22 protein-coding genes are annotated in these 22,041 nt (G+C 69.3%); 12 read left to right on the top strand and 10 right to left on the bottom strand.

Annotated elements, in window-relative coordinates:
* Positions 1-50: 50 nt before the first annotated feature.
* The gene (locus ACFVM3_RS10585) at positions 51-707 is read right to left on the bottom strand and encodes an O-methyltransferase (protein WP_378437538.1); all 657 of its coding nucleotides are present in this window, start codon (positions 705-707) and stop codon (positions 51-53) included.
* A gap of 32 nt (positions 708-739) precedes the next feature.
* On the bottom strand, positions 740-1,567 hold the full coding sequence (locus tag ACFVM3_RS10580; protein ID WP_126733523.1) for an ABC transporter ATP-binding protein: 828 nt from the start codon (positions 1,565-1,567) through the stop codon (positions 740-742).
* A gap of 129 nt (positions 1,568-1,696) precedes the next feature.
* Between ACFVM3_RS10580 and ACFVM3_RS10575 the strand changes: the two genes are divergently transcribed.
* Positions 1,697-3,013 carry a PLP-dependent aminotransferase family protein gene (locus ACFVM3_RS10575; RefSeq protein ID WP_378437536.1) on the top strand — a complete coding sequence of 439 codons (1,317 nt, stop codon included), beginning with the start codon at positions 1,697-1,699 and terminating at the stop codon, positions 3,011-3,013.
* Positions 3,014-3,039: 26 nt separating this feature from the next.
* Here ACFVM3_RS10575 and ACFVM3_RS10570 read toward each other — a convergent pair whose 3' ends face one another.
* The 3 genes from ACFVM3_RS10570 to ACFVM3_RS10560 form a co-directional block, all read right to left on the bottom strand.
* On the bottom strand, positions 3,040-4,848 hold the full coding sequence (locus ACFVM3_RS10570) for a hypothetical protein (protein WP_378437534.1): 1,809 nt from the start codon (positions 4,846-4,848) through the stop codon (positions 3,040-3,042).
* Positions 4,849-4,962: 114 nt separating this feature from the next.
* Positions 4,963-6,936 carry an SDR family oxidoreductase gene (locus ACFVM3_RS10565; protein WP_378437532.1) on the bottom strand — a complete coding sequence of 658 codons (1,974 nt, stop codon included), beginning with the start codon at positions 6,934-6,936 and terminating at the stop codon, positions 4,963-4,965.
* Between the two features lie 58 nt (positions 6,937-6,994).
* Positions 6,995-7,213: a hypothetical protein gene (locus tag ACFVM3_RS10560; protein ID WP_126733519.1), complete on the bottom strand. Its 219-nt coding sequence runs from the start codon at positions 7,211-7,213 to the stop codon at positions 6,995-6,997.
* Positions 7,214-7,410: 197 nt separating this feature from the next.
* On the opposite strand from ACFVM3_RS10560, the gene ACFVM3_RS10555 reads away from it, so the two are divergent.
* Positions 7,411-8,634: an NAD(P)/FAD-dependent oxidoreductase gene (locus ACFVM3_RS10555; RefSeq protein WP_378437530.1), complete on the top strand. Its 1,224-nt coding sequence runs from the start codon at positions 7,411-7,413 to the stop codon at positions 8,632-8,634.
* Positions 8,635-8,711: 77 nt separating this feature from the next.
* Here the strand turns inward: ACFVM3_RS10555 and ACFVM3_RS10550 are convergent, their stop codons facing one another.
* Positions 8,712-9,956 carry a Bcr/CflA family multidrug efflux MFS transporter gene (locus tag ACFVM3_RS10550; RefSeq protein ID WP_378437528.1) on the bottom strand — a complete coding sequence of 415 codons (1,245 nt, stop codon included), beginning with the start codon at positions 9,954-9,956 and terminating at the stop codon, positions 8,712-8,714.
* Positions 9,957-10,186: 230 nt separating this feature from the next.
* On the opposite strand from ACFVM3_RS10550, the gene ACFVM3_RS10545 reads away from it, so the two are divergent.
* Genes ACFVM3_RS10545 through ACFVM3_RS10520 form a run of 6 tightly spaced genes read left to right on the top strand, consistent with a single transcriptional unit; the run spans position 10,187 to position 16,697 of the window.
* Positions 10,187-11,047 carry a fumarylacetoacetate hydrolase family protein gene (locus ACFVM3_RS10545; protein ID WP_378437527.1) on the top strand — a complete coding sequence of 287 codons (861 nt, stop codon included), beginning with the start codon at positions 10,187-10,189 and terminating at the stop codon, positions 11,045-11,047.
* Positions 11,047-12,348 (top strand): enolase C-terminal domain-like protein, encoded by a 1,302-nt coding sequence (locus tag ACFVM3_RS10540; protein WP_378437525.1) that lies wholly within the window; start codon positions 11,047-11,049, stop codon positions 12,346-12,348. Before ACFVM3_RS10545 ends, ACFVM3_RS10540 begins: the two co-directional genes overlap by 1 nt.
* On the top strand, positions 12,345-13,103 hold the full coding sequence (locus ACFVM3_RS10535) for an SDR family NAD(P)-dependent oxidoreductase (protein WP_378437523.1): 759 nt from the start codon (positions 12,345-12,347) through the stop codon (positions 13,101-13,103). Before ACFVM3_RS10540 ends, ACFVM3_RS10535 begins: the two co-directional genes overlap by 4 nt.
* 26 nt (positions 13,104-13,129) lie before the next feature.
* Positions 13,130-14,167, top strand: coding sequence for a sugar ABC transporter substrate-binding protein (locus tag ACFVM3_RS10530; RefSeq protein ID WP_378437521.1), 1,038 nt, complete (start codon positions 13,130-13,132; stop codon positions 14,165-14,167).
* A complete protein-coding gene (locus ACFVM3_RS10525) occupies positions 14,164-15,684 on the top strand; it encodes a sugar ABC transporter ATP-binding protein (protein WP_378437519.1) in 1,521 nt (506 codons plus the stop codon). Before ACFVM3_RS10530 ends, ACFVM3_RS10525 begins: the two co-directional genes overlap by 4 nt.
* Entirely contained in the window at positions 15,681-16,697 is a 1,017-nt protein-coding gene (locus ACFVM3_RS10520; protein WP_378437517.1) for an ABC transporter permease, read from the top strand. The genes ACFVM3_RS10525 and ACFVM3_RS10520 overlap by 4 nt, the downstream gene beginning before the upstream one ends.
* Positions 16,698-16,806: 109 nt before the next feature.
* Here ACFVM3_RS10520 and ACFVM3_RS10515 read toward each other — a convergent pair whose 3' ends face one another.
* Positions 16,807-17,517 carry a FadR/GntR family transcriptional regulator gene (locus ACFVM3_RS10515; RefSeq protein ID WP_378437516.1) on the bottom strand — a complete coding sequence of 237 codons (711 nt, stop codon included), beginning with the start codon at positions 17,515-17,517 and terminating at the stop codon, positions 16,807-16,809.
* Between the two features lie 106 nt (positions 17,518-17,623).
* Between ACFVM3_RS10515 and ACFVM3_RS10510 the strand changes: the two genes are divergently transcribed.
* The 4 genes from ACFVM3_RS10510 to ACFVM3_RS10495 all read left to right on the top strand — a co-directional run bounded on the left by ACFVM3_RS10510 (position 17,624) and on the right by ACFVM3_RS10495 (position 20,099).
* Positions 17,624-17,926, top strand: coding sequence for an L-rhamnose mutarotase (locus ACFVM3_RS10510; protein ID WP_378437618.1), 303 nt, complete (start codon positions 17,624-17,626; stop codon positions 17,924-17,926).
* Positions 17,923-18,894, top strand: coding sequence for an aldo/keto reductase (locus tag ACFVM3_RS10505; RefSeq protein ID WP_378437514.1), 972 nt, complete (start codon positions 17,923-17,925; stop codon positions 18,892-18,894). Before ACFVM3_RS10510 ends, ACFVM3_RS10505 begins: the two co-directional genes overlap by 4 nt.
* The gene (locus ACFVM3_RS10500) at positions 18,891-19,730 is read left to right on the top strand and encodes an amidohydrolase family protein (protein ID WP_378437512.1); all 840 of its coding nucleotides are present in this window, start codon (positions 18,891-18,893) and stop codon (positions 19,728-19,730) included. Before ACFVM3_RS10505 ends, ACFVM3_RS10500 begins: the two co-directional genes overlap by 4 nt.
* A 129-nt stretch (positions 19,731-19,859) precedes the next feature.
* Entirely contained in the window at positions 19,860-20,099 is a 240-nt protein-coding gene (locus ACFVM3_RS10495; protein ID WP_378437510.1) for a hypothetical protein, read from the top strand.
* A gap of 81 nt (positions 20,100-20,180) precedes the next feature.
* Here ACFVM3_RS10495 and shbA read toward each other — a convergent pair whose 3' ends face one another.
* The 3 genes from shbA to ACFVM3_RS10480 all read right to left on the bottom strand — a co-directional run bounded on the left by shbA (position 20,181) and on the right by ACFVM3_RS10480 (position 21,737).
* The gene (gene shbA, locus ACFVM3_RS10490) at positions 20,181-20,837 is read right to left on the bottom strand and encodes an RNA polymerase sigma factor ShbA (RefSeq protein WP_378437508.1); all 657 of its coding nucleotides are present in this window, start codon (positions 20,835-20,837) and stop codon (positions 20,181-20,183) included.
* 250 nt (positions 20,838-21,087) lie between these two features.
* Entirely contained in the window at positions 21,088-21,390 is a 303-nt protein-coding gene (locus tag ACFVM3_RS10485) for a DUF202 domain-containing protein (protein ID WP_378437506.1), read from the bottom strand.
* The gene (locus ACFVM3_RS10480) at positions 21,387-21,737 is read right to left on the bottom strand and encodes a YidH family protein (RefSeq protein WP_378437504.1); all 351 of its coding nucleotides are present in this window, start codon (positions 21,735-21,737) and stop codon (positions 21,387-21,389) included. The genes ACFVM3_RS10485 and ACFVM3_RS10480 overlap by 4 nt, the downstream gene beginning before the upstream one ends.
* Positions 21,738-22,041: the final 304 nt, after the last annotated feature.

Genomic DNA, 22,041 nt, shown 5'->3' with positions numbered 1-22,041 from the left:
GAGTTACGCCTTCAATCACGTGAGGTCTGCGTCTGATCACGCGGGAGTCGTCAGGGCTTCACGAGCACGACGGTGAGTCCGTCGTAGCCCTTGCTTCCGACCGTCTGGATCGCCGTCGCGTCGACGCGGGGTTCGGCGGCGATCATCTCGTGCAGCCGCCTGATCCCCTGGACGTTCGGGTCTTCGCTGGCGGCGTCGGTCACCGCGCCACCGCGGACGACGTTGTCGACCACGATCACGCCGCCGGGCCGGACGAGCTTCAGCGACGCTTCGAAATAGGCCGGGTTGTTGACCTTGTCGGCGTCGATGAACGCCAGATCGATCGGGCCCTCGACCGACGGCAGCAGGTCCAGTGCCTTGCCGACGCGGACGTCGACCAGCTCGCCGAGCCCGGCCGCTTCGATGTTGCCACGCGCGACCTCGGCGTGCTTCGGGTCGAATTCGAGGGTGACCAGCCTGCCTTGCGGCGGCAGGGCACGGGCGAGCCAGATCGTGCTGTACCCGCCGAGCGTGCCGATCTCCAGGATGGAACGGGCGCCGATCATCCTCGCCAGCAGGTTGAGCAGCTTTCCCTGATTCGGCGCGACGGCGATCGACGGCAGCCCGGCCCGATCCGACGCCTCACGCGCGCCTTCGAGGGCGGGATCGGACGGGATGAGCACCCCGGACAAGTAGTCGTCCACTTCGGACCACAGTTGCTGTGACATGGCACCTCCGCCGCCAACCTACTCCGAGTTGATCACGCGGCGCGGCGACCGGCCTTCGGGATCACCAGCGGGGTCCCGGTTTCGGGGCACGGCATGACCCGGCAGGGCAGCTCGAAGATCTTCTCGACGTTGGCCGCGGTCACGACCTCTTCGGGCGAGCCGGTCGCCAAGACCTCTCCGCCGCGCATCGCGATCATGTGCGTCGCGTAGCGGGCGGCGTGGTTGAGGTCGTGCAGCACCGCGACCAGCGTGCGGCCCTGTTCCTGGTGCAGCTGCGCGCACAGGTCGAGGATGTCCATCTGGTGCGCGATGTCCAGGTAGGTCGTCGGCTCGTCGAGCAGCAGGAGATCGGTCTCCTGCGCGAGGGCCATCGCCATCCACACGCGCTGCCGCTGACCGCCGGACAGTTCGTCGACCAGCCGCTCGGCGAGGTCGTCGACCCCGGTGGCGCGCATGGACTCCGCGACCACGGTGGCGTCCTCGCGGGACCACTGGCGCAGCAGGCGCTGGTGCGGGTACCGGCCCCTCGCGACGAGGTCCGCGACGGTGATGCCGTCGGGCGCGATCGAGCTCTGCGGAAGCAGGCCGAGCCGCCGGGCGACCTCCTTGGCGGGAAACGAGCTGATCACCTGTCCGTCGAGGAACACCGAACCCTGGCGGGGTTTGAGCATCCGCGCGAGCGCGCGCAGCAGGGTCGTCTTGCCGCAGGCGTTCGGGCCGACGATGACGGTGAACGACCGGTCGGGGATGACGACCCCGAGGTCTTCGGCCACGGTCCGGCCGTCGTAGGCGAGCGTCAGCGCGTCCGCGTGCAGGCGGGACGTCGTGCTCTGCTCGGTGAGGGTTTCCACGGTCTCCACGCAGGTTAGGCTAACCTAGGAGTCCGCCGTTGTGGTGTTCCGTAGGTCGCAGTCGGCTCACGACGCTCGTCGATGGCATCATCCGCAGTGCAATCCCGCGAGCGGTCTCGGTGCGATCGAAGGACCATCATGGAGGACTACCGGATAGTCGCGGACGAGATCTCCGCCGACGTCGAGGCGGGACGGCTCCGCCCCGGCGACCGGCTGCCCCCGCAGCGGCGGTTCGCCCGCGAACGCGGGATCGCGAACTCGACCGCCGCCAGGGTCTACGGCGAACTCGTCCGGAGAGGTGTCGTGGTCGGCGAGGTCGGCCGGGGCACGTTCGTCCGCGCCGGAAGGCCGCCGCTGGAGACCGCCCTCGCCGAACCCGGTGGCGCGACGGTCGATCTCGAACTCAACTTCGCCGTCCTCCCGGAGCAGTCGGCGCTGGTCGGAAAGGCGCTGGAGCCGTTGCTGCGCGAAGACGTCCTGACGGCGGCGCTGCGGCCGGGAAGCGTCTCCGGCTCGAAGCAGGCGCGTGACGCTGTCGCCGGGCTGCTCGCGAAGGACGGCTGGACGCCGGAGATCCTCTTCGCCGGAAGCGGCCGCCAGGCCATCGCGGCCGCCATCGCCGCCTTCGTGCCGATGGGAGAACGTCTCGCCGTCGAAGCCATCACGTACCCCGTGGTCAAGGCGCTCGCCGGACGGCTCGGTGTCCAGCTGGTGCCCATCGAGACCGACGACATGGGGCTCATTCCCGAGGCACTCGAAGCCGCGTCCGTCCGCGCGCTGTACGTCCAGCCGACGCTGCACAACCCACTTGGGTCCACAATGGACGAAGCGCGGCGCGTCGAGCTGGCCGAAACCGTGCGCCGGATGGACATCCCGGTGATCGAGGACGGTATCTACACCTTCCTCCGGCCCGAGGTCCGTCCGTTCGCGGCGTACGCGCCGGAACGCACGGTGTTCACCGACAGCATGTCCAAACGGCTCGCCCCGGGGCTGACCACCGGCTTCCTCGCCGTCCCGGCGGAATGGAGGGAACGGCTGGCCGCGTCCGTGCGCTCGGGCGGCTGGGTCGCGCCCCGGTTCGCCGTCGAAGCCGCCACCCGGTGGATCACCGGCGGGACACTGGAAACCGTCGAGCGGGCGAAGCGGCTCGACGCCGCGGAACGCCAGCGGGTGACGGCGGCGCGGCTGGCCGGGTTCACCCTGCGCGCCGATCCGCGGGCGTACCACTGCTGGTGGGAACTCCCCGAACACTGGCGCGCCGAAACCTTCGTCGCCGCGGCCGCGCGACGCGGGATCGCGGTCACCCCGGCGGCCGCGTTCGCCGTCGTCCCCGGCCACGCGCCGAACGCGATCCGCCTCGCCGTCTCGTCGCCGCCGCTCGAGACGCTCGGGGCCGCTTTGGACGTCCTCGCCGGACTCGCTTCCGGTCGTCCCGAGGACGCCGGCGTCGACTGACCCCCGCGTTCAGAGGACCAAACGCGTCAGGGGCGCCGCGCCCACTTGCCGATGAAGCTGCCGCAGGTGACGGTCTGCCCGGTGAGCCGCGAGCGCAGCGCGTTCTCCAGCCCGAGGTAGTCGAAGATCGGCGCGTCCCCGGCGACCTCGGCGGGCACCGGCCCGCCCTTGGCCAGCGCGGGCATGCTCACGGTCTGGAACAGCACCAGGTAGTCGCCTTCGCGGTTGAGGAGGTCGGCCGTCGCGAGCATGCGCTCCGGAGCGTCGGCGACGATCTCCAGCGGCAGCGGCCATTCCAGCGGGAACGGGTTGCGCAGGCCGAAGGCGGGATAGGCGAACGGGTTGTCCGGCAGGACGGCCGTGCGCCCCGCGGGGAAGCGCGTGACACAGTCCTGGATCTGCGAGATGTAGGTGAAGGTGCCCGGATTCGTCCGGATCCCGCGCATCGACGGCGTCACCTTGCCGAGGTCGCCCGTCAGCTTCTCGTGAGCCATGTCGAGGTACGCGGCCTCGTCGTGGTGCGCGACCACGGCCCAGCCCGACGCCAGCACCGCGACCAGGCCCATCGCGGTGGCGCCCGCCAGCCTCGACCGGCGGGACGGCTCGGGCAGCGGTGGCAGCGCTTCCGCGAGCAGCAGGATCGCCGTCAGCGCCAGCGTTCCGGTGAACAGCGTCGGCGTGTCGTTCCCCCAGGACAGGCTGGTCATGAAGCCGGTCGCGAAGACCAGCGCGCCCATACGCGGGAACCGCCGCGTCGCCGCCCAGTTCACCAGGAGGGCGACACCGAGGATCCACCAGAGCACGTCCGCCCAGCGAGACGCGCCGGTGAAGTGCCCGTCGACGACGGTGCCGACCACCACCGCCACACCCGCCAGGAGAAACAGCCGCGCGAGGACCGCCCCGGCGAAGCCCGCACGGTCGCGGAAGACCCCGAGCAGGGCCAGGAACACCCCGGCGATCACGAAGAAGGTCAAGCCCCGCACCGGCGGCCGCAGCAGGGACGCGGGATTTTCGAGCCACAGCCCGAGAAGCCGCTCGCCGTACGCGGGCAGACCGCCGGTGAGCTGCTCTGCCATCGCGCCGAGCCCGCCGTCGAGGGTGACGATTCCGAAGTAGAACACCAGAAAAGCGCCCAGCGCCAGCAGATCCCAGGCCAGCCGGGCCCACCAGCGCCCGGCGCGGAACGCGCCCTCCCGCAGCGACGGGTGCAGCAGGAGCCAGCACAGCGCGATCAACGGCACCGGCGCGAAACTCTGTTTGACGAACACCGCGGTGCCCATCAGCACCAGACCGAGCCGCCTCGGCCACGCCTTGCCGTTGCGCAGCCCCGAATCCAGTGCCCAGGCGCCGCAGGCGGTCAGGAAGATCCCGTCGATCGTGTGCCAGGCCATCAGCGGGAAGGCGTTGAGGTTCAGCAGCGAGGCGGCCGCCGTCAGCCCGGTGAGCCCCGGGCCCCAGTCGCGGACGCGGCGCCGGGTGACCAGTACGGCGAACGCGATGGTCGCCAGGATGATCTCCAGCATGCTGAGCACGCTGGAGACGAAGAACAGCGGTCCCGGCAGCACGAAATCGACGATGTGCAGGTACGCCGAACCCAGCGGCCGCGCGGAGATGATGTCGGAATGCGGGACCTCGCCGTGCCGCACCCGCCACGCCTGGGCGAGGATGAAACCCTGGTCCGACGGGTGGAAACCGAAGCGTCCCACCCGGAGTTCGGTGGCGACGGCGAGCGCGAGCACCCACGTCGCGTGCAGGCAAAGGCGCAGCACTGTCCTGGACGGACGTACCACCGCGGCGTCCGGTCCGGTCGGCAGCGGGGGACTGGCGACGTCCACACTGCCCCTTCCCGGTCGTCCTGCCTCGGCCCGTGTCCGCCGAACCCCCCGGCGTATCGGAAACCGATGGTAGCGGCCGGGGGCGTCCCCCGATCGAGCCCCGGCGGCAGGCTCTCAGGGACGGCGGCGCCAGACCAGCCGGGTGACCGCGCCCGCCACCGACGCGAGCGGAGCCTTCCGGGGCAGGCCACGGGATTCCGGCGCGGACTCGGGCATGGCGCGGTAGACGAGGTGGGCGAAGAACCGTGCCGTCCGAGGTGCGACGAGCGTCACCAGTTCGGCGGCCGTGCCCTCGGGCAGGTTCAGGATCTCAGGTCGTTTCTCCAGCGCCTTCACCACCAGCTCGGCGGCGCGTTCGGGAGAACTCGACGGCATACCGCGATAGGACCCGGTCGGCGTGATCATGTCGGTGCGCACCAGCGGCATCCGGACCGAGGTGAAGGTGACGCCGTCGGAAAGCGTTTCCCGTCCCGCGGTCAGCCCGAACTCCTCCAGCGCGGCCTTCGAGGCCAGGTAAGCGGAAAACCTCGGGGTGTCCGTTTGCAGTCCTTGGGTGGTCACGTTGACGACGTGCCCGAATCCGCGCGCGGTCATCGACGGCAGCAGGCCCAGTGTCAGCCGCACGGGGCCGAAGTAGTTGATCGCCATCGTCCGCTCGAAGTCGTGGAACCGTTCGGTGGACAGCGAAAGCGACCGCCGGATCGACCGGCCCGCGTTGTTGACCAGCATGTCGACGGCGCCGTGCGCGGCGAGCACGTCCTTCACCAGAGCGTCGACGGCACCGCCGTCGGTGAGGTCGCACGGATACGCCGACGCCTTCCCGCCCGCCGCGACGATCTGCTCGCGGACCTGTTCGAGTTCGTCGGCGCGCCTGGCCACGAGGATCACGTCGCCGCCTTTCGCGGCGACGGCCAGCGCGGACGCGCGACCGATGCCCGAGGACGCACCGGTGATCAGCACCTTGCGGCCGTCGAGGGGTTCCGGGCCAGGACGGCGGCGGCCGCGGTCGGGATCCAGATGCTCCAGCCAGTACCGGTAGAGCGGGCCGGCGTACTCCTTCAACGGCGGCAAGGTGATCCCGCTGCCTTCGAGCGCGGCCGTCGTCGCGCTCGTGTCGAAGTCGACCTCCATGCTCAGGTGCGGCAGGACCTCCAGTGGGATGCCGAGCTCCGCCAGCACCGCCGCGCGGGCCGAACGGCCGCCGGGGACGCGGTCGAATCTGGCGGCCGCGGATTTCGCCAGCCGGGTTCCGGCTCGCTTCAGCGCTCCGGATGGTCCGGGAGGAAGGACCGCGGAGATCTTCGGCCCGCCCGCGGCCCGTGCGAAGGCGTTGTAGACCTCGTGAAGCGGCTGTGGCCGGGGCGACGCGAGGTGGTAAGTGCTGCCACTGGGCGCGTCGACGTGCATGAGGTGTTCCATCGCTTCGACGACGTAGTCGACCGGAACGATGTTCGTGGCGCCGAGATCCGGGGCGGCGAGAGGGAGGCGGCGCGGCAACGCGGCGAGCCGCGAAATGGCTGGGAGGAAGTAGTACGGGCCGTCGATCTTGTCCATCTCGCCGGTACGCGAATCACCGGCCACGGCGGACGGCCGGTACACGCGGAACGGCGTTTTCCCGTGCTCTCGCACGAGTTTCTCCGCCTCGAACTTCGTCGCGTGGTACGGCGACGCGAAGCTCTGGCCGAGGTCGAAGTCGGCCTCGGTGAACGGCCCGGCGTACTTCCCGGCGACCGCGATCGACGAGACGTGGTGGAAGAGCCCGGCCTTCGCCGCGGCGGCGAACTCCAGGACGTTGCGGGTGCCGTCGACGTTGGCCGCGCGGTTCGCCGCTTCGTCCGCGGTGAGGTCGTAGATCGCGCCGAGATGCACGACGTGGTCAAGGGGCGCCAGCTGGGCGGGATCGATGCCCAGCAGGGGTTCGGTCAGATCGCCGGTGACGGGAACGAGCTTCTCGTGGCTCGGGAGCTTCCCGCGTGAGGTCTCCCTCACGAGAACGTGGACGGCTACGGTCTCAGGTCGCCGTAGTAGGCGTGCGACCAGGCGTTTTCCCAGAAAGCCCGTCGCGCCCGTCACGAAGTAGGTGGTCATGGCCGGCTCCTTCCGAACGGGGCCGACTCTACCTACTCAGAAGTAGGAACGGTAGTTGTCATTCATGGTGGTCCGGATGTTCGGCCACCGCGACCACGGCGTCGCGGAGCGCGGCGCGCAGGCGCCCCACGTCCAGCGGCCCGAGTACGGCGGCCTCTCCGGGCGGTGCCACGAGCACGATCTTGTCGCTGCTCACGAACACCGTCACGTCTCTGCGCCTGCCCGCGAGATCCCGGCAGCCGACCGACCATTCGTCCCGGGGTGCCAACGTCCTCATCCTCCCGTATCCCATGTTCTCCCTTTCTCGTCCGAGGCTGGGACGAGGCGCTTTCGGGGCCGTGACGCGGATAACCCGACATTCCTACTGATGGGTTAACCGAACCTCCGGATCGTGATCGACTTCCGCTTTCGCTAGGCCGGACGGGGAAGAACGGGAGTAGCGTCCGGGGGAGGGACTGCTTGGGAGGTCATGGGATGTCCGAACCCAGGAAGATCGTCATCGTCGGAGCCGGTCTCGCCGGAGCGACGGCGGCCGGAACGCTGCGGGAACGCGGCTACGCGGGAGAAATCCTGCTGCTCGGCACCGACACGCATCGCCCGTACGAATTACCGCCCTTGTCCAAGGGGCTTCTGATGGGCAACACCGATGAACCCGACTGGGTGCACGACGAGGGTTTCTACGCGGAGAAGGACATCGCGTTCTCCAGCGGCGCGACCGCGACCAAGATCGAACTCGGTGCCCGGCTGGTGCACGACGACGCGGGCGGTGAACACCGTTTCGACCGGCTCGTGCTCGCGACCGGCTCGCGGCCGCGATCGCTGCCGGTGCCCGGCGGGGATCTGCCGGGCCTGCGGACCCTGCGCACCCTGGACGACGCGCTGGCGCTGCGCTCGGCGTTCAAGGACGCCGGACGGGTGGTGATCGTCGGCGCGGGCTGGATCGGGACCGAGGCCGCGGCGGCCGCCAGGGAACACGGCGCCGAGGTGACCGTGGTCGACCAGGTCGGCTCACCGCTGCTCGCGGTGCTGGGCGAGCAGGTGTCCGAGGTCTTCAAAGGCCTGCACACCGAGCACGGCGTGAACTGGCGTCTGGGTGAAGGCGTCGCCGGCTTCACCGGCGGCCCGGACGGGGTGACGGGCGTCCGCCTGAGGAGTGGTGACGAGCTCCCCGCGGATGTCGTACTCGTGGCCGTGGGCGCCGCGCCGCGGGTCGACCTCGCGCACGCCGCCGGGCTGGAACTGTCCGACGACGGCGGTGTCTGCGCCGACGCCGGTCTGCGGACCGCGGCGCCCGATGTCTACGCCATCGGCGACATCGCCGCGCATTTCCATCCCCGCTACGGAAAGCGTGTCCGCGTCGAGCACTGGTCGAACGCGAAATGGCAGGGCGAGCACGTCGCCAGGAACCTGCTGGGCGAGAACGAGCCGTACCTGCGGAGTCCTTATTTCTTCTCGGACCAGTACGACCTCGGCTGCGAATACCGGGGGCTCGCCGACCCCGAACGCGACGAGCTCGTGGTGCGGGGCGACCTCGCGTCGCGCGACTTCACGGCGTTCTGGCTGCGGGACGGGCAGGTGGCCGCCGCGATGAACGTCAACCAGTGGGACGACGGGGACGCCTTGAAGGCGCTGGTCGAGGGACGCGCGGCGGTGACCGCGGAGCAGTTGAGGACGGCTGACCTCAAGTCGCTCGTTTGACCCCTCGGGATGCTAGGAAAGGACCTTTCCTTGCAAATTTTGCTAGGAAAGGTCCTTTCCTAGCGTTTGAAGGCGAGTCAGGCCGCCTGGGTGACCAAGGCCCGCGAAGGCCGCGTCATGGTCCCGAAGGCCAGCAGCGCGAGCACGCCGAAGGCCGCCATCACGATCCCCATCGGGACCGCGGTGCCCGCGCCGCCCAGCCCGACCAGTGGCGTCGCCAGCCCGCCGACGACGAACTGCAGCACGCCCAGCAGGGCCGAAGCCGAACCGGCGGACCGAGCCTGCTCGGCGAGCGCCAGCGAACTCGCGTTCGGTGCCACCATGCCGATGCTCGACACCAGGACGAACAGCGGGATCAGCAGCCCGATCAGGCCGAGGTCCAGTACCGCCGCGGCCAGGACGCCGAAGCCGGCCACCGCCGCGATGACGAGACCGACGGTCAGCAGGGTCCGTTCCGGGAAGCGGCCGACGATACGCCCGTTCAGCTGGCCGACGGCCACGATGCCGATGCCGTTGAGCCCGAACACCAGGCTGTACGCCTGCGGGCTGAGCCCGTAGACGCCCTGCAGCGCGAAGGACGAGCCGGAGATGTAGGCGAACAGGCTTCCGAACATCAGCCCGGAGGCCAGCGCGTAGCCGAGGAAGCCGCGGTCGCGGAGCAAGCTCGCGTACTTCCGCAGCACCGAGCCGAACCGCGCGGGGGTGCGGCGTTCCTCGGGCAGCGGTTCCGGCAGCAGGAAGAACACGACGGCGAGCAGGATCGCGCCGAACACGGTCAGGCAGACGAACACGCCGCGCCACGAGGTCCAGTTCAGGATCTGGCCGCCGATGATCGGCGCCAGGATCGGGGCGAGCCCGTTGACCAGCATGAGCAGCGAGAAGAACTTCGTCATCGCGGTGCCGGAGTAGAGGTCGCGCACGGTCGCCCTGGCGATCACGATGCCCGCCGCGGCGCCGAAGGCCTGGACGCCTCGTGCGGCGATGAGCAGTTCCGCGGTCGGGGCGACGGCGCACAGGATCGAGCCGACCATGTAGAGCGCGAGACCCGCCACGAGCGGTTTGCGGCGGCCGATCGCGTCGGACAGCGGTCCGAGGATCAGCTGGCCGATGGCGAGCCCGATGATGAACGCGCTCAGCGTGAGCTGCACGGTCGCGTCCGCCGCGCGCAGTTCGCCCGCCATCTGCGGCAGCGCGGGCAGGTACATGTCGATGGACAGGGGCCCGAAGGCGGACAGGCCGCCGAGGATCAGGACGAATCGGGCGCGGCCGGTCGTGACGGGCCGCGCGACGGGTTCTTCCACTCGCTCGGGCGCGATGGTCATGCTCGTTCCTTCCCCAGTCATGGTTCCGCGAGGAACAACTTGCTTAGAGTAGGTAACTATTCCCGCTGTGAGTCTCGCCACCCGGACTTCGCAAGACTGATCCGATCAATTTTCGGCGGAAATCCGAACGGCCCCTAGATCTTGGCGAAGGTAGTCGGGTATACATCGGATGTCTGTTCGTTGCTGTGGGAGCCGTTGATTGTTGGCGGTTCGGCTTGAAGGGAAGATCCGTGCAGCTGTTGCGACTCGGGGAGCCGGGAAGTGAGCGTCCGTTCGTACGTGCCGGGGACGGCACGCTGCGCGACCTTTCGGGGCTGACCGCCGACATCGATGGCGGCTTCTTCGCGAGTGACGGCGTGGCCAGGGCCGCCGCCGCGCTGGCCGCCGGTGAGCTGCCCGAAGCGGGCCCCGAAGCCGCGCGGGCGAGGGTGGGCGCGCCGATCGCGCGGCCCGGCAAGGTCGTCTGCATCGGCCTCAACTACCGGCAGCACGCCGAGGAGTCCGGCGCCGCCGTCCCGACCGAGCCGGTCGTGTTCATGAAGGCATCCGACGTCGTTGTCGGGCCGGAGGACGACGTGCTCGTGCCGCGCGGCTCGACCAAGACCGACTGGGAGGTCGAGCTCGGCGTCGTCATCGGCAAGACCGCGCGTTACCTCGAAAGCGCTGAAGAAGCCTTGCAGTACGTCGCCGGCTACACCGTCTCGAACGACGTGTCCGAACGCGAGTTCCAGCTCGAACGCGGCGGCACCTGGGACAAGGGCAAGTCGTGCGAGAACTTCAACCCACTCGGCCCGTGGCTGGTCACCGCCGACGAGGTGCCCGACCCGCAGGACCTCGGCCTGCGGTTGTGGGTCAACGGCGAGAAGAAGCAGGACTCGTCGACCAAGGACATGATCTTCTCGGTCGCCGAGATCGTGCGCTACGTGAGTCAGTACATGGTGCTGCGCCCTGGTGACCTCATCAACACCGGCACTCCGCAAGGCGTCGCCCTCGGTCAGCCCGACCCCAAGCCGTACTTGCGCGAAGGTGACGTCATCGAGCTCGAGATCGACGGCCTCGGCCGTCAGCGCCAGAACGTCAGGCAGGCGTGATGGCGAAGATCGTGGGCATGGAGGTGCTCGACGTCCGGTTCCCCACCTCGCGGGAGCTCGACGGTTCGGACGCCATGAATCCGGACCCGGACTACTCGGCCGCGTACGTCGTGCTGCACACCGACGGCGGCCCGGACGGCTACGGGCTCGCCTTCACCATCGGACGCGGCAACGACGTCCAGGCCGCGGCGATCCGCGCGCTGGAGCCGCACGTCGTCGGCAGGGACGTGCCCACCGACGCTGCCGCGCTCGGCGCGTTGTCGCGGACACTGGTCGGCGATTCGCAGCTGCGCTGGCTCGGCCCGGAAAAGGGGGTCGCGCATATGGCGATCGGCGCGGTCGTCAACGCCGCCTGGGATCTCGCGGCGCGCGTCGCCGGGCTCCCGGTCTGGCGATTCGCCGCCGAGATGTCGCCGGAGGACCTGGTCTCCCTCGTCGACTTCCGCTACCTGACCGACGCGCTGACCGAACAGGAGGCGCTCGACATCCTCCGCGCCGCCGAGCCGGGCCGCGCCGAGCGGATCGCCCGGATCGAGCGTGACGGATACCGCGCGTACAGCACTTCTCCCGGCTGGCTCGGCTATTCGGACGCGAAACTGGTCCGGCTCGCCGAACAGGCGGTGGCGGACGGGTTCGAGATGATCAAGCTGAAGGTCGGCGGGAATCTGGAGGACGACGTCCGCCGGATGAAGCTCGCCCGCGAGACCGTCGGCCCGGACATCCGGGTCGCCGTCGACGCGAACCAGCGCTGGGACGTCTCGACCGCGATCACCTGGATGACCGCGCTGGCGCCGTACGACCCGTACTGGATCGAGGAACCCACTTCGCCGGACGACGTCCTCGGGCACGCCGCGATCGCCAAGGCGCTCGCCCCGATCCGGGTGGCCACCGGCGAGCACGTCCAGAACCGCGTGGTGTTCAAGCAGTTGCTCCAGGCGGGCGCGATCTCGGTACTGCAGCTGGACGCCGCCAGGGTCGGCGGGTTCAACGAGAACCTGGCGATCCTGTTGCTGGCGGCCAAGTTCGGGATCCCGGTGTGCCCGCACGCCGGCGGCGTCGGGCTGTGCGAACTCGTCCGGCACCTGTCGATGTTCGATTTCGTCGCGGTGTCCGGCTCCGACACCGACCGGTCCATCGAGTGGGTCGACCACCTCCACGAGCACTTCACCGACCCGGCCGCCGTCGTCGACGGCCGCTACGTCGCCCCGTCCGCGCCGGGTTTCTCGGCCCGGATGCACGACGCGACGCTGCGCCGGTTCACCTTCCCCGACGGTCCGGAATGGACGGAGACAAGCAAGTGAGTGAGTTCGAAGGCCTCGTCGCGGCGGTCACCGGAGGCGCGTCGGGAATCGGCCGGGCCACCGCGGAACTGCTCGCCTCACGCGGGGCGAAGGTCGCGGTCCTCGACCTGAATCCCGGCGACCTTCCCGAAGGCCTCGCCGGATTCCGCTGCGACGTCGGCTCCGACGAAGAGGTCCGGTCGGCGATCGACGCGGTCGCGGAACGCTTCGGCAGGCTCGACATCCTGGTCAACAACGCGGGTATCGGCGCGCAGGGTGACGTCACCGCCAACAGCGACGACGAATGGCACCGCGTGCTCGACATCAACGTCGTCGGCATGGTGCGGCTGGCGAGGGCGGCGTTGCCGCACCTCAAGAACTCGCCGTCGGCCGCGATCGTCAACACCTGTTCGATCGCCGCGTGGGCGGGCCTGCCCAACCGCGCGCTGTACTCGGCGAGCAAGGGCGCGGTGCTCTCGCTGACCCTGGCGATGGCGACCGACCACCTCGCCGACCGGATCAGGGTCAACTGCGTCTGCCCCGGCACCGCGGACACCCCGTGGGTCGGCAGGCTGCTCGACGCGGCGGGCGATCCGGAGGCCGAACGCGCCGCGCTGGCCGCCCGTCAGCCGATGGGCAGGCTGGTCAAGGCGGACGAGGTCGCGAACGCGGTCGTGTACCTGGCCAGCCCGCTGTCGGCTTCGACCACCGGAACGGCGCTCGCTGTCGACGGAGGTATGTACGGGCTGCGTCCGCGCGGCCCGGTCCAGCAGTAGTTTTCGCTGTCATCAAGGAGGATGCGGTGCGTACGAGGGTGATCAAGGTGGCCGCCGCGGCGACCGCGCTCGGGCTGGCACTGTCGGCCTGCGGGTCCACGAAGGACAACGCTCCCCAGCCGGGTGCGGGCGGAGGTGGCAAGGTCGGCGCGACGATCCCGTTGCTGACCTCGCCGTTCTGGCAGGCCTACAACAACTACGTACCGCTGAAGGCCAAGGAACAGGGCGTCGAGGCGCTGCCGACGGTCAACGCGGACAGCGACTCGGCGAAGCAGATCACCGACATCAACACCCTGCTCAACCAGGGAGTCAAGGGCCTGGTCGTGACGCCGCTGGACTCCGCCGCCGTCGTGGCGGGACTCAAGGCGGCGGAGAACAAGGGCGTCCCGGTGGTCGCCGTCGACGTCGCCCCGGAGAGCGGCAAGGTCGCGATGGTGGTGCGCGCGGACAACAAGGCATACGGCACCAAGGCCTGTGAGGCGATCGGCGCGAAGGTGACGTCGGGCAAGGTCGTGCAGGTCATGGGGGATCTGGCCTCGGTCAACGGGCGCGACCGCTCCGAGGCGTTCCGGCAGTGCATGAAGACGAAGTACCCGGACGTCCAGGTGCTGGAGGTCGCCGCCGAGTGGAAGGCGGACAAGGCTTCGTCCGGTTTGGACAGTCTGCTGACCGCCAACCCGGACATCAAGGCCGTGTACATGCAGGCGGGTGGCGTCTACCTGGCGCCGACGCAGCAGGCGCTCAAGCGCAAGAACCTCTACTTCCCGGTCGGCGACCCGAAACATGTCGTGCTGGTCAGCAACGACGGCATCCCGCAGGAACTCGCCGCGATCCGCGCCGGCGAACTCGACGCGACCGTCTCCCAGCCCGCTGACGACTACGCCAAGTACGGCATGTACTGGATCAAGAAGGCCATGGCGGGGGAGACCTTCAAAGCGGGGCCGACCGACCACGGCAGCACCGTCGTCGAGGTCCGCCCTGGCATCCTGGAAGACCAGCTCCCCGCGCCCGTCGTCACCAAGGACAACGTGGACGACAAGGCACTCTGGGGGAACAACCTGTGAGCGCGCTGCCCGCCGGGTCCGCCGCCGTGCCGGTGGTCAGCGCACAGGGCGTCGGAAAACGCTACGGACCGACCGTGGCGCTGTCCGACGTCAGCCTCACCGTGCACCCCGGCGAGTCGCACGCGCTCGTCGGCCGCAACGGTGCCGGGAAATCGACCCTCGTCTCCATCCTCACCGGACTGTCCAAAACGGACACCGGCCACGTCGAGTTCGGTGGCGTCCCCGCACCGCCCTTGTCAAGGCAGGACGACTGGAAACGCGCGGTCGCCTGCGTCTACCAGCACGCGATGGTCGTCCCACAGCTGACCGTCGCGGAGAACCTGTTCCTCAACCGCCAGTCCGGCAAGGGGTTCGCGATCGGCTGGCAGCGGTTGCGCCGCCAGGCACGGGAACTGCTCGACTCCTGGGACGTGCGGGTCGACGTCGACACCCCGGCCGGCGAGCTTTCGGTGGAGGACCGGCAGTTCGTCGAGATCGCGCGCGCGTTGTCCTACGGTGCCCGGTTCATCGTGCTGGACGAGCCGACGGCCCAGCTCGACAGCCAGGCGATCGAACGGCTCTTCGCGCGGATGCGCCAGATGCAGGACAGCGGGGTGACGTTCCTGTTCATCTCGCATCACCTCCACGAGGTCTACGAAGTCTGCCAGGCGGTCACCGTGCTGCGCGACGCCAAGCACATTCTGACCGCGCCGGTCTCCGAGGTCGGCCGTGCCGAGCTGATCGACGCGATGACCGGTGAACAGGGCGGGCTTTCCGTGCGCGACGCCTCCACCCGCGAAGCGCTGGCCGTGGACGCCGACGAGGTGCTGACCGTCGACGGCCTTTCCGGTGACGGCTTCGAGGATGTGACGTTCCGGATCCATCGCGGCGAGGTGATCGGGCTCGCGGGCAGTAACGCCAGCGGCAAGCACCAGGTCGCCGAAACCGTGTACGGTCTGCGTTCGCCGTCCGGCGGCACGATCAAGGTGGACGGGAAGCCGCTGAAACCGGGCGACATCCCGGCCGCCATCCGCGCCGGGATCGGTTGTGTGCCGAGGGACCGGCACCACGAGGGGCTGGTGCTGGAGCACTCCATCGCGGACAACGCCACATTGTCCATTCTGGACCGCATGGGGAAGGGTGGCCTGGCGGCACCGGGTGTGCGCTACGGCCGTGCCGCCCAGGCGTTGAAGGACTACGACATCGTCGCGGCCGACGCGGACCAGCCGGTGTCCGACCTTTCCGGTGGCAACCAGCAGAAAGTCGTCCTCGCCCGCGCGCTGGCCGGGGATCCGCGCCTGGTGGTGCTCATCAACCCGACCGCGGGCGTGGACGTGAAATCGAAGGAAGCGCTGCTCGCGGTCGTCGACCGGGTGCGCGCGGAGGGCAAAGCGGTGCTGATCGTCAGCGACGAGCTCGACGATCTTCGTCTGAGCGACCGGGTGCTGGTGCTGCGCGCCGGCGCCGTGGTCGCCGAACACCGGGCGGGCTGGTCGGACGGCGACCTGGTGGCCGACATCGAAGGAGTCGAACGGTGACCGAACTGATGACCCATCCGAAGACTTCGACGTTCGCGGCCCCGCCGAAGCGCCGGAAGTTCCGCTGGCTGCGCGAACTCGCCCTGGTGCCCGCGCTCGTCGTGGTGCTGATCATCGGAGGACTGATCAGCGACACGTTCCTGACCTTCGGCAGTATCGTCGGGATCCTGTCCGCCTCGGCCGCGCTGTCGATGGTGGTACTGGGTGAATCGCTCGTGCTGCTGACCGGGAAGTTCGACCTGTCACTGGAATCCACCATGGGCATGGCGCCCGCGCTCGGCGCGATGCTGGTCATCCCGGTGGCGTCGTCGGGCTTCGGCACGGAGATCCCCGGCTTCGCGGGCGTCCTCGCCGTGCTGGTTGCCGGTGCCGCGGTCGGCTTCGTGAACGGTTTCCTGATCGTCAAGCTGAAGCTGAACGCCTTCATCGTCACGCTGGCGATGCTGACCGTGCTGCGCGGCACGCAGATCGGGTCCACCCAGGGCAAGACGCTCTTCGATCAGCTGGACGTGTTCACCGCGCTGGCCACGACGACGTTCATCGGGCTGCCGATGTCGGTGTGGCTGGCCGCGGCGCTGTTCACCGTGTTCGGGCTGGCGCTGCGGTACCACCGGATCGGCCGATCGCTCTACGCCATCGGCGGCAACCGGGAGGCCGCGCGGGCCGCCGGTATCCGCGTCGACCGGATCTCGTGGGGAGTCTTCGTGGTGGCCGGTGTGCTGGCCGCGCTCGGCGGGCTCGCGTACACGGGTTACGTCGGCGCGCTCGGCGCGGACCAGGGCGACGGATTGATCCTTCAGGTGTTCGCGGCTGCGGTGATCGGCGGTGTCTCACTGGACGGTGGGAAGGGCACTCTGGTCGGGGCGCTCACCGGCGTGCTGCTCCTGCAGACGGTCACGAACCTGCTGCAGGTGGCGCAGGTGCCGCCGGAATGGCTGAAGGCGATCTACGGCGTGATCATCCTGGTCGCGTTGATCATCTCCCGCTATGCCGGCGGGAAGGCGCAGACCTAGCCCTCGCCGACGCCATGAAAGGTCCTTTCCTTGCAAAATTTGCCAGGAAAGGACCTTTCCTAGCGCGCCGGAGGCCGGTTCGAGGACGTCAGAGGAGGAGAGTGCGGTGTCAGGAAGCTTCGGCTGCCGTGGTGGGGTCGTCGGCGGTGCCGAGCGCGTTGCGGAGCCACTGCTCCACCCCCGCCACGTGCACGGTCGCCCACGAACGCGCGAGTTCGGGCTCGCGGGCCGCGATGGCCTCGTAGATCGCGGCGTGCTGCTCGCGGGTCTTCGCGACCGCGCCTTCCTGGGTGAGCCCGCGCCAGATGCGGGCCCGCGCGGTGGGGCCGGACAGGCTGTCGAGCAGGGAACACAGCACCGGGTTGCCGGAGCCGTCGGCGATCTTGCGGTGGAACTGCAGGTCGTTCGCGACCAGCGCCTCCACCGTCGGCGAGTCGGCCAGTTCGTCGAGCAGGCGGCCTAGTTCCTCGATGTCCTCGTCGCTCATGTGCATCGCGGCCAGCGCCGTCGCCGCCGGTTCGAGGATCCGGCGCACGGCGAGGAAGTCCAGCACGGTGTCGTCGCGGTGGAAGTCCACCACGAACGTCATCGCGTCGAGGAGGAGATTCGGTTCGAGGCTGGTGACGTACGTTCCGTCGCCCTGGCGGACGTCGAGCACGCGGATCAGGCACAACGCCTTCACCGCTTCACGCAGCGAACTGCGGGACAGACCGAGCCGCTGGGCCAGTTCGGCCTCCTTCGGCAGCCTGTCGCCAGGAGCAAGCTCGCCGGAGATGATCATGTCCTTGATCTTGTCGATCGCGACATCGGTGACCGGCATGTTCCACCGCCCTCCCCGAAGACCTCGGATGTTTGAGTGTTAGTTGACAGAGTGCCATGTTTCGAAACGAGGAGGCGCGGTGACCCACGGTGTCGCACTACAAAGAGTGGCGCTCCACACCCGGTTGAAGCCGGGCAAGGAGGCCGAATACGAGTCGGTCCACGCCGTCATCCCGTCTGAGCTGGACGAAGCCCTGCGCGGTGCGGGCGTGCGTTCGTGGCGGATCTGGCGGGACGGGCTCGACCTGTTCCACGTCGTGGAGGTCGAGGACTACGCGAAGATGCGCGCCATCCTGCGCGATCATCCGGCCAACATCCCGTGGCAGGCACGGATGTCGGAACTGCTCGCCGTCGAAGACGACTACTCGGGCAACGATTCGGGGCTCGGCCTCGTCTGGGAGCTTCCGTGAAGCTTCCCCTGTCCCCGCTGGGGCTCGGCTGCGCACAGCTGGGCAACCTGTACCACGCCATCACCGACGAGACGGCCGAAGCGACCGTCCGGCAGGCGTGGGATGAAGGCATCCGCTACTTCGACACCGCCCCGCACTACGGCCTCGGGCTGTCGGAACGGCGGCTGGGCGCGGCGCTTTCGGCGTATCCCCGCGCGGAGTTCGTGGTCTCGACGAAGGTCGGCCGCGTGCTGGAACCCGATCCCGGCGGCGCTTCGCGCACCGACTCGCAGGGTTTCGTCGTTCCCGCCGCGTACAAACGCCGATGGGACTTCAGCCGCGACGGGATCCTCCGGTCGCTTGAGGACAGTCTGGGACGCCTTGGGCTCGACCGCGTCGACGTCGTCTACGTGCACGACCCGGACGAACACTTCGAGGACACCGTCGACGGCGCGTTCCCCGCGCTGCTCGAACTGCGGGAGCAGGGGGTCGTGGCCGCCATCGGGGCAGGGATGAACCAGGCGCCGATGCTCACGGAGTTCGTCCGCCGGTTCGATCTCGACGTGATCCTGCTGGCGGGCCGGTACACTCTGCTCAGCCAGCCCGCGCTCGACGACCTTCTCCCGCTGTGCGCGGAACGCGGCGTGGACGTGGTGGCGGGCGGGGCGTTCAACGCCGGGATCCTCGCCACGGCGTCACCGGGCACGATGTACGACTACGCCGAGGCTCCCGCCGAACTGGTCGAGCGCGCCCAGCGGATCGCCGACGTCTGCGCGCGTCACGGTGTCGAACTCCCGCAAGCCGCGCTGGCGTTGCCCGCCGCGCATCCGTCGGTGGTGTCGGTCGTCGTCGGCGCGCACGATCCCGGCCAGGTCCGGCTCAACGCCGAACGGTTCCGGCGTCCGGTGCCGCGCGAGTTGTGGACGGACCTGATGCGTGCGGGACTGTTGCGTGAGGACACCGTGCTGCGACAGGAGGAACGGCCGTGATCGACGCGCACCATCATCTGTGGGACCCGTCGCGGCGGGACTACCCGTGGATGACCGGTACGGCGCTGGAACCGATCCGTCGTCCGTACACAGTGGACGAACTCCGCGAAGTGACGAAGGCGGCGGGGGTGAAGGGGACGGTACTGGTGCAGACGGTCTCGTCGGAAGAGGAGACGCGCGAATTCCTCGCGGCGGCTCAGGCCGAGCCGCTCATCGCGGGCGTCGTCGGCTGGACCGACCTCACCGCGCCCGACGTCGCCGAGCGCATCGCCTCGTTTTCCGGGCCGCTGGTGGGGATCCGGCATCAGGTCGAAGAAGAGCCGGACCCGTCGTGGCTGGCGCGGCCCGAGGTCCTGCGTGGTCTCGCAGCCCTCGGCGAGGCCGGGCTGGCGTACGACCTGCTGGTGAAGCCACCGCAGCTCCCCGCCGCGCTCGCCGCCGCGAAAGCGTTGCCGGACCAGGTTTTCGTGCTCGACCACGCCGCGAAACCGCCGATCGCCACGGGCGAATGGCAGCCGTGGGCGGACGGTGTCGCGGCCTTGGCGGAGCTGGACAATGTGTACTGCAAGCTTTCGGGACTGGTGACCGAGGCCGACTGGGCACGGTGGAAGGTCGGGGATCTGGCGCGCTGGGCCGAGCATGTACTGGAGTCCTTCGGGGCTTCGCGGCTGATGTTCGGCTCGGACTGGCCGGTCTGCGAACTCGCGGCGGCGTACGAAGTCGTCGTGGACACCGCTTTTTCACTGACGGGCTCGCTGAGCGACGGTGAGCGGCTGGAGTTCTTCGACGGCACCGCGAAGCGTGCTTACCGGCTTCCCGTCGTGGGCCAGGCGTGAATGGAGCTGTGCCGAGTCCCACGCGCCGCGCCGGTTTGGCCGGTGCCGGGGCGGGTATCGGGAGGTCGTGACTGCTTCTATGGAGAAAGTGCCCGGCGCTGGTTCGCCGCCGACGGCCGGTGACCGCGGATGATCGTCGTGGCTCTGGTGATCAGCTCGGTCGCGCTGGTGGTGGCCCTGGTGGCGTTGCGCGTCGCCTTCGTCGCGCAACGCCGGGCGATGGAGTCATGCGCCCAGGCACGGCGGGCCAGCGCCCGCGCCGACTCGCTCAGCGAGCGGTTACGTGAGGAGACACTTCAGGCGGAACCGGATCCTTCGGTGGTTTCGAAGGTGCTCCGGGCGGTCGGCTTCGCCGGACTGTGGCGGTGAACCGCTCCTACCGGAAGAGAGGGCGCGGGGTCCGGGCGCCTGAGAGCCGCCGGTCAACGACCCGCGGCTGGGGAGGAAAGATCAGAACTCGTCCTGCTTGACCATCGTCCGCAGGCGGGCCAGTGCGCGGTGCTGCGTCACGCGCACGTTGCCTGCCGAGATCCCGAGCGCTTCGGCCGTTTCGGCGGCGGAAAGGCCGACGGCGATGCGGAGGGCGAGAATCTCCTGCTGCACCCGCGGGAGGGTGGAGAGCAGGCGGCTGAGCCGGGCGCCGAGGTCCAAGTGCAGGGCGTGCGTTTCGGGTTCGTTGTCGCCGATGAGCCGTTCCGGCAGCTCCGGGACCGGTTCCGACCGGTCACGGGAGACCGCGCGGTAGGCGTCCGCGACCTTGTTGGCGGCGATGGCGTGCACGAGGTAGAGGAACGAGCCGCCGCGATCCTGGTAGCCGGGCAGCGCCTTCAGCACCGCCATGCACACTTCCTGCGCGACGTCGTCCGCCGACAGGTAGGACAGGTCGCGGCCGCCCATTCTGGCGCGGCAGTAGCGGACCACGACGGGGCCGATCATCCGCAGGAGTGACTGGATCGCGGCGGGATTCCCGTCGCCCGCGTCCTTGACGAGGGGATCGAGATCCTCCTTCGTCAGCCGTCCGCCCGGTCGAGGCAGGTTCTCCGGAGTCGTGTATCCGGGGACCGCATCGGGGGTGACGGTTCTGGACGCGCTGGAAGTTGCTTGCATGGTCGTCCTCCCCGGCCGACCCTGCGACCGTCGCTGTCGAGGGGTCAACACTCCGTAACGATTGAGGGCGGCAGATGCTCCGTAAGATCAGATCCATCTGCCGCCGTTGCGACGCAGCGTAATCGTAGGCGTCGATCGGACGGCAGTAAAGATTTCAACTAGAGATAGCCCATTCGCCGGAGTCGGCTTAATGAAACCGAGACTCTGCGCCGGGAAAACGGGCTTCGGTGTCGCTGGATGTGCGCGCCGGTTAGCGTACGGCGATCAGGGAGACCGCCGTCGCTACGACGAGTGCCGATGCCGTGACAGCAACGGCTCTGTTAAGAGGTTTCGGGGTTCCGGGGCGGCGCAGTGCTCGTTCACGGATCGCGCCCGTGACGACCAGGGTGATCACCATGGCGCCCGCGAACGCGACCGGGACGACCGCCGTCCCCCAGCCTTGCCGGGCCGCGGTGTGCAAGAGCAGGAGTGTGCAGGCAGTAGCCGCGAGCGCGGTCCGGCGCCACGCCAGCCCGGTCCGTTCCGCTTGCGCTCCGTGATCACGCTGGCTCACGAAAAGACCACCAGTGCCGCCGCCGTCAGGGTGATCGCGAGGATCCCCGCGGTCAGCAGGACCAGCATCCCGCTCTTCGGCAGCGGCCGTCCCGCGCGCATCGCGCTCTGCACCTGCCGCCAGCGTGGATAGGCGCTGGCCGCGACGACGGCGGCCAGCAGGACGCACAGTCCCGCCAGGACGGTGCTCAGCGCGCTCGGGTCGGGAACCAGCTGATGGACGGCGACGCCGCCGGCCAGCAGGCCGAGCGCCGTCCGGAGCCAGGCGAGGAAGGTCCGTTCGTTGGCGAGCGTGAATCGGTAATCGGGTTCGGTGCCGCCGTCGTGCGGGCCGTTGCTCTCTGCCACTTGAAGGAGACTAGGCGCTGTCCTGCAAGTCCGCGCCTTTCCTCAAACGTCCACAAAGGACGATCTTGGCGGCCTGATGTCCGCTTGATGCTTATATGTGCGGTTTCATGCGGGGTCGTGAGGGGTAACGATGGTTCGATCGAGGGGCAGGTCAAACGTGTCGTGCTCGTGGGCGGGGTTGGTGGCGGGGTGAAGGCTCCCTTCGTTTCGTCTGATGCGGTGATGGGAGCCTTCGGCCCTGGTCGTGGGTGGGGGTGTTGGGGGGGTGGGCGAACCCTTACCCCCCCACACACAGCCCGGCCAC

This window comes from Amycolatopsis sp. NPDC057786 (assembly GCF_042797905.1).
Taxonomy (GTDB): Bacteria; Actinomycetota; Actinomycetes; order Mycobacteriales; family Pseudonocardiaceae; genus Amycolatopsis.
The sequence above is the reverse complement of the archived record's forward strand: the minus strand, read 5'-3'. Positions and strand labels throughout refer to the sequence as shown.